This window comes from Mesorhizobium sp. M1066, from assembly GCF_040318635.1.
Classification (GTDB): domain Bacteria; phylum Pseudomonadota; class Alphaproteobacteria; order Rhizobiales; family Rhizobiaceae; genus Mesorhizobium.
The window spans coordinates 23,591-30,205 of record NZ_JAMYMR010000055.1 but is presented as its reverse complement, the minus strand read 5'-3'; the positions used below and the strand labels follow the sequence as shown (position 1 = coordinate 30,205).

Sequence of the window (6,615 nt, the reverse complement as noted above, 5' to 3'; positions counted from 1 at the left end):
CGCCCTCGCGTGGGCCGTCGAGATCGACCTCCATGATCTCCAGCGGCTTTCCGGCGGCGACAGCGACAGCGGCGCGGGTTTTCATCTTTTCTCTCCCAATCAGTGTTCTGCCGAGCCGTAACTCAGGGCTCTTTCTGATCAACTATGCGGCGACCTTGGCAGGTCCGGCCGGGAACACACCCGACATCACGGTAAAGCCCTTGATGCGCTTGACCCGATCGCACCAGCGCCGTATGGCCGGATAATCCTGACGCGGGACACCGCCCTCCTCCGACAGGATGATGTAAGGAAAGCAGGCAATATCGGCGATGGTCGGGTGACCGGCCGAACAGATCCAGTTGCGGCCTTGCTGTTCGCCGAACCACAGGTGCTCGTCGAGGATGCGGAACAGCCGATGCGCGCCGGCGCGCGCGGCATCGATGTCGAAATCGTAGAACAGCGCATCATGCAAGCGGGCGGCCGACGCAGTCGAAGTGATACCGTCGGCGAAAGCCAGCCACTGGCTGATCTCACCAAGCAGCGCCGGATTGTCTAGCGGGTACCAGCTGTTTGACGGATCATATCTGGCGGCGAGATAGACAAGGATCGCCTGCGCGTCGCGCAGCACCAGCCCGTCATCGTCGAGCACCGGCAGCTGCCCGAGCGGATTGAGCTTCAGGAACCATTCGGATTTGTGCTCACGGCCGGGGTAGAAGTCGACAGGCACGGTCTTGTAGTCGATGCCGAGGAAGCTCATCAGCAGCCGCAATTTGTAACAATTGCCGGAGAGTTCGTAGTCATAAAGCGTGATCATCGGCTGCTCCTAGATGTCCAGCACGAGGCGCGCCGACCTGGCCCGCGAAACGCAGGTCATGATCTTGGTCCCGGCCTGTTTTTCGGCGTCGTTCAGGTAGACATCCTGATGGTCCGGTTCGCCTTCGATCACCATCGCTACGCAAGTGCCGCAGGCACCCTGCTCGCAGGATGACGGCACATCGATGCCATTCTCGCGCATGACCTGCATGATGGTCTTGCCGGCAGGCACCTTGAGCGTAACGCAGGAGCGCGCCAGGGCTACTTCGAAGCTCGAACTGTCATCGATCTTGTTGGTGTTCTTGAAATACTCGAAATGCACGGCAGCGTCCGGCCAACCCTGTTCCGCCGCTGTCCTGCGGGCAGCTTCCAGCATCGGGCCGGGGCCGCAGATATAGACATGCATGCCGTTCCGGTATGGCGAAAGTAGTTCGCGCAGTTTCGCGCCTGTCTGTTCCGGCGTGAGGCCAAGATGCGGCACCAGTGAGCCACCGAGTTGCCGCAGCCGATCGGAAAAGGCGAGATGCTCCTCCCCTTGCGCGAAATAGTGCAATTCGTGCGCCAGATCCTGGTTCTTCAGCGCCTGCGCCATCGCCAGCAATGGCGTGATGCCGATGCCGCCGGCAACGAACAGCGTCTTGATCGCGTCGCGGCGCAGCGGGAAATTGTTGCGCGGCTCGGAGATCGCCAGCACATCGCCTTCACGCACCGTCTCGTGCATGCATTTCGAACCGCCCTTCGAATCCCTCTCCAGCTTGACGCCGATGGTAAAGCTGTCGGTCTCGCCAGGACCGTTGGTGATCGAATATTGCCGGACCTCGCCATTGGGCATGTGGACATCGATATGGGCGCCCGGCTGGAAAGTGGGCAAAAGGCCCTTGATCGGGCGAAGCTCGAAGCCGGCTATGCCATCGGCGGTCTGCCATTTCCTTGCCACGGAGACGCGCAGCGCCGCCTTGCGGCCATGCGTCGTCAGTTCCGGCATTTCGGCGAGTTCGGCTGACACTTTTTCGTAAACAGGCTCGATCGGCGCGGGCGCGGCGGCGCTTGCCGCCTCGCGTTCCGCCGCATCGCGCAACTTGCCGAGCCGTTCGTTGTGGTGGCGCAAGGCGGCGATACGCGCGGCTCCCTCGAGGTCTCGATCGAGCACGCCGCGAATGACCGAACGGTTGGAATCGACGGGCTGGACGAAGAAGACGCCATGTGTCTCCTCGCCGCCGGCACGGGAGCGGAGCGCCACCGCAAAATCCTGCACGGCTTCGACCAGCATCTCGGCATTGTCGCCCTCGACGGCCTGGCTGGGCTGAAAACGATAGGCTTTTAGCATTTCCACCGCCTTGCCTGCCGGCGCATTGACCGGAATGCCGCGCAAGGCAAGCAACTTGCCCTCCAGCAGCCCGGCGACATCGGGAACCTCCCCTTGCGGCTCTTCGGACGACCAGACGAGGCCATAGCGCTCCACCGCCGGAAAGGTGCGGTTGGTGATGGTGCGAGCTGGCGCATCGGCAGGGTGCGCCGGGATATAGGTGCAGCCGGCGGTGCGGTTCGAATAGCGCCAGCCATGGTATTGGCACTTCAGTTCGCGCCCGTCGTTGATGCCGATCGACAGCCTTACACCGCGATGCAGGCAGCGATTCTCCCAGATGTTGACGTAGCCGTCATCGGCTCGCCAGACGGCAAATTCCCGGCCAAGCAGTTGGCCGTGGAAGACGTGGCGGTAAGGCAAATCATAGGCAGCGGCGATCGGATGCCACCGGCTTTTGGCTTCTTGCAACATGCGTCGTCTCCAAAAATAGTGTCAGGCGGCAACCGGAATGACCCCGTAGGTCACGCCCTTCTGGCTAAGCCAACGCCGGTAGGCGATGGCCGACTTGTCAGCCCGGATCGGTGTTTCGGCGCGCGGGTCCAGAGGCAGGCGTTTTGGCACCTGGTTCTCAAGGATCGGCTTGTCCTGCCCGAAGATCGTCTGCTGGAAGCGCTTGATGACCTTGTCTTCATTGTCTTCGTCGAGCACGCAAAGCAGCATGTGGGCGCGCACATGCTCTTGATCGACCGGCTGCAGGAAGACGGCAATGACATCACGCCGGGCTTCGTCGACGGGGCTCGATTTGTAGAGCACCGAGCAATAGGGATGCGGCACGCGGTAGACATAGTCCACATCCGCGCCACCATCCGAAGTGGTCGAAGCCATCGGCTGGAAGAAGCGACAACGCGTGGCCAAAATCTCGTCGCGGTCGACCGAGATCTCGACGTCGTATTCCTTGACTTCGGTATGCGGTTCGACGCCGAGGATGTCGGTGTGCACATAGGGGAAGTGGCCCATGTCGAGAAAATTCTCGATGGCGCGCGGCGCCGAGACGTTGACGCCAAACGTTGCCGCGTTGAGCTTGCGGCGGTCCGGCTCTTCATATTCAGGGATCGGAAACAGCTCTGCCGGCGGCGAACCGAGGGAGGTCCAGACATAGCCATAGGCGCTCTTGGCGGGCAGCGCTTCATGGATCGAGGCCGGATCGATCCTGGCGCCGGGTCGCAAGTCGGGCCTGGATATCCAGACCCCGATGGCGCCGGTCGCACCAATTGCGAAACTGACCCGCTCGCCGAGCAGGGTCGTCTCCACCACACTGTCTGGCGTCGTCTCGGCAATGGCACCGATCGGATGCCAGAGATTGAGGATGACCGGGTCCGAGCATCTCGTCTGTATCATTTTCATGTCCCTCGAAGGAGCCAGGCCAGCATCGATCCCATTAGGCCTGGGCCGGAGTGGCGCCGTAAGTTATTGCCTGATCCCGTAACCAGCGCCGGTAGGAAACAGAGACGGCGTCGGCGCGGATCGGTGTTTCAGCCCGCGGATCCAACGGCAACCGTCGCGGCACCTGGTTTTCCAGGATCGGCTTGTCCTGGGCGAAGATCAGCTGCATGAAGCTGCGCACCGTCGCCGCGTCGATGCCGTCCACAAGGTAGCAAAGGAAGGGATGAGCGACGCAGTTGTCCTCATCGACCGGCTGCACGAACAGGGTGATGACGTCGAGCCGGTCCTTCTTCACAGGATTGCTCTTGTAGAGGGCCACCGTATACGGCCGGATCACCTTATAGATGTAGTCGACGACAAAGCCTTCCTTGGCGGTCGGCGAGGCCAGCGGTTGATAGAATTTGCATTCGGTCGCCAGCACCTCGTCCTTGTCGGTGATCTCGACCCTGTAGGGCACCACTTCGGTGTGCGGCTCGTCACCCAGCAGGCCTGTATGCACGAAGGGGAAATGCCCCATGTCGAGGAAATTCTCGACGGCGCGCAGACCCGACACCTTGACCGCGATCGAGCCGCCGCTGACCAGATGCCGGTCTGCCTCGTTCGATTCCGGAATGTAAATGATGTCCCGCCAGGGCTTGCCAAGACATGCCCAGACGAAGCCGTAGCGCTCGGCAGAATTGACCTGTTCGCCGGTGTCATGGCGGACGATCTCCTTGTTGTAGCGTCCCTTGCAGGTGATCGAGAGAGCGACCCCCAAAAGCCGTGTGGTGAACGGAGCACCAGCGGACAGCATCAAGCAATCCGCAACAATATGCCAATCGTTCAAGAGAACCCCGTCTCTGCAAGGGCTGTTCATCGCAATCGTCCTCCCTGGCCGGCTCTTCACATCGAACCCGGCGTGGTCAGCGCCACCATTGCAAACACAAGATTGGATATCAATCAATGTATTTTTTGTTGCCAATGAATGTTTTTTGGTTGACAGACTGAAAGGATTGCATCCCATATATGCCACACCGCAACCTGGGATATGGGGCGCTGGAATGACGCCGATCATCGGCAGTGACATTGCGAAAGACGCATGGAAACCCATGCGGAGCGCCGTCTCGTGAGCAGCCGTTCCCAGTCAATCGCCGACACGCTGACGCGCGCCATCATTGATCATCGTCTCGTCCCCGGCTGCAAGCTCGGTGAACGCGAACTCGCTGAAATATTCGACGTTAGCCGCATCGTCGTCCGCCAGGCGCTGATACGGCTCGCCGATGACGGACTGGCCCAGATCGAGCGCAATCGCGGCGCCTTCGTCGCCAAGCCGAGCATGCAGGAGGCGATGGAAATCTACGACGCCCTGACGCTTGTCGAACAGGGCGTGGCGGCACAGCTCAGCGATCGGCTGGGCCCGGCCGGCTGGGCCGAACTGCGCCACCATGTCGAACGGCAGCGACAGGCCGTGGCCGCCGGCAATGATGCCCTGGCCGACGTGCTCGGCCAGGAGTTCCACACCGTGTTCGTGCGCCTCAGCCGCAACAAGGTTATGCAGGAAATCCATGCGCAACTCGTGCGCCGCACGACGCTGCTGCGCTCGCTCATTACCGCCGATTTTGACTATTGCAATCTGCTGGACGACCACTCGAGGGTTGTCGACCTTCTGGAAAAAGGCCGGCTCAAACAGGCTATGGATCTCATCGACACCCACCACCGCACGGTGGTGCGCGGCTACATCATGGACCGCGAGGTGTTTCCCGAAATGACGCCCGCCGAGGCCCTTGCACCCTATCTCGACGGCACGGCCGATGCGGCCACAACAGCCGTCCCGCTCAGAAGGATGGCGAAGTCGCCCGGGGATGGCGGCGCGGCTGCGCATCTCCACGTCCATCTTCCAAAAACAGATCCGGCCCCCACAAGCCGGGCATCAAGCAAAAAAACCAACAGAGGGTTACCATCATGAACAACGCAACAAGACGCGATTTTCTGAAATACGGCGGTGCGCTCGGCGCTGCACTTGGTGCAGGAGGCCTGAGCACGATCGCGCAAGCGCAGGAGGTGCTGAAAATCGGCGCCGTCTATGTCTCCCCGGTGGCTGAAATCGGCTGGACCAAGCAGCACAGCCTCGGCGTCGAAGCCATCAAGGCCGCATTCGGCGACAAGGTCGAGCTGACCGTCATCGACAACATCTTCATGCCGCAGGACGCCGAGCGCATTTTTCGTGAATTGGCGAGCGCCGGCAACAAGCTGATCTTCGGCACCAGCTTTTCGCACGGAACGCCGATGCAGAAAGTGGCGCCACGGTTCCCCAAAGTGGCTTTCGAACATTGCTCCGGCATCGTCCACCTCGCCAATCTCGGCACCTTCGAAGCCAAATATTACGAGGGTACTTTCGTCGCCGGCGCAGCCGGCGGCTACATGTCGAAATCAGGCAAGATCGGCTTCATCGGCGGCTTCCCGATCCCCGACATCGTCGGGCCGGCCAATGCGCTGCTGCTCGGTGCGCAAAGCGTCAACCCGAACGCCACCTGCAACACCATCTTCCTCAACTCCTGGTTTGATCCGGGCAAGGAAAAGGAGGCCGCCAAAACCCTGCTTTCACAAGGCTGCGACGTCATCTGCTCGATGACGGACACGGCCACCGGTGTCCAGGTCGCCGGCGAAGGCGGTGCCTGGTCGATCGGCTATGCCAGCGACATGGCGAAGTTCGGTTCGGGCAAGCAATTGACGGCATTCGTGCTCGACTGGACCAGCGACTATGTTGGCGCCGCCAAGGCCGTTGCCGCGGGCACCTGGAAGCCGGAAGTGCGTTGGGACGGACTGGCGGCAGGCGTCGTGAAAATGGCGCCCTACAATGACGGCATTCCGGCCGACACCAGGGCCAAGCTCAAACAGCTCGAGGCCGATATCGGCAGCGGCAAGGTTCATCCCTATGGCGGCGAGCTGAAGGACCAGGAGGGCAACGTCAAGGTCGCCGCCGGTTCGATTCTGGCTGACGACGACATTCGTGGCATGAACTGGTTCGTGAAGGGGATGATCGGCAAGCTGAGCTGATCGTCGCTCAAAAAGCCAACCGGCGCCGAAGCTGGAAT

At 61.2% G+C, this 6,615-nt stretch carries 6 protein-coding genes; 2 read left to right on the top strand and 4 right to left on the bottom strand.

Translation table 11 applies throughout. The features are described 5' to 3' along the window. Positions 1 to 142: 142 nt before the first annotated feature. Genes NKH52_RS32660 through NKH52_RS32645 form a run of 4 tightly spaced genes read right to left on the bottom strand, consistent with a single transcriptional unit; the run spans position 143 to position 4,397 of the window. On the bottom strand, positions 143 to 793 hold the full coding sequence (locus NKH52_RS32660) for a glutathione S-transferase family protein (protein WP_352736367.1): 651 nt from the start codon (positions 791 to 793) through the stop codon (positions 143 to 145). Between the two features lie 9 nt (positions 794 to 802). Beyond that, the gene (locus NKH52_RS32655; RefSeq protein WP_352736368.1) at positions 803 to 2,569 is read right to left on the bottom strand and encodes a 2Fe-2S iron-sulfur cluster-binding protein; all 1,767 of its coding nucleotides are present in this window, start codon (positions 2,567 to 2,569) and stop codon (positions 803 to 805) included. A gap of 21 nt (positions 2,570 to 2,590) precedes the next feature. Then, the gene (locus NKH52_RS32650) at positions 2,591 to 3,496 is read right to left on the bottom strand and encodes an aromatic ring-hydroxylating dioxygenase subunit alpha (RefSeq protein ID WP_352736369.1); all 906 of its coding nucleotides are present in this window, start codon (positions 3,494 to 3,496) and stop codon (positions 2,591 to 2,593) included. A 40-nt stretch (positions 3,497 to 3,536) separates the two neighbouring features. Further along, complete coding sequence (locus NKH52_RS32645) at positions 3,537 to 4,397, bottom strand: aromatic ring-hydroxylating dioxygenase subunit alpha (RefSeq protein ID WP_352736388.1); 861 nt, start codon at positions 4,395 to 4,397, stop codon at positions 3,537 to 3,539. A 249-nt stretch (positions 4,398 to 4,646) separates the two neighbouring features. On the opposite strand from NKH52_RS32645, the gene NKH52_RS32640 reads away from it, so the two are divergent. Both NKH52_RS32640 and NKH52_RS32635 read left to right on the top strand, forming a co-directional pair. After that, positions 4,647 to 5,486 carry a GntR family transcriptional regulator gene (locus tag NKH52_RS32640; RefSeq protein WP_352736389.1) on the top strand — a complete coding sequence of 280 codons (840 nt, stop codon included), beginning with the start codon at positions 4,647 to 4,649 and terminating at the stop codon, positions 5,484 to 5,486. Next, positions 5,483 to 6,577 (top strand): BMP family ABC transporter substrate-binding protein, encoded by a 1,095-nt coding sequence (locus tag NKH52_RS32635; RefSeq protein ID WP_352736370.1) that lies wholly within the window; start codon positions 5,483 to 5,485, stop codon positions 6,575 to 6,577. The genes NKH52_RS32640 and NKH52_RS32635 overlap by 4 nt, the downstream gene beginning before the upstream one ends. Positions 6,578 to 6,615: the final 38 nt, after the last annotated feature.

Excerpts from the sequence above, each read along its gene's own strand:
- NKH52_RS32660 (WP_352736367.1), bottom strand. The coding sequence starts at position 793 with ATGATCACGCTTTATGACTACGAACTCTCCGGCAATTGTTACAAATTG.
- NKH52_RS32655 (WP_352736368.1), bottom strand. The coding sequence starts at position 2,569 with ATGTTGCAAGAAGCCAAAAGCCGGTGGCATCCGATCGCCGCTGCCTAT.
- NKH52_RS32635 (WP_352736370.1), top strand. The coding sequence starts at position 5,483 with ATGAACAACGCAACAAGACGCGATTTTCTGAAATACGGCGGTGCGCTC.
- NKH52_RS32645 (WP_352736388.1), bottom strand. The coding sequence starts at position 4,397 with ATGAACAGCCCTTGCAGAGACGGGGTTCTCTTGAACGATTGGCATATT.
- NKH52_RS32650 (WP_352736369.1), bottom strand. The coding sequence starts at position 3,496 with ATGATACAGACGAGATGCTCGGACCCGGTCATCCTCAATCTCTGGCAT.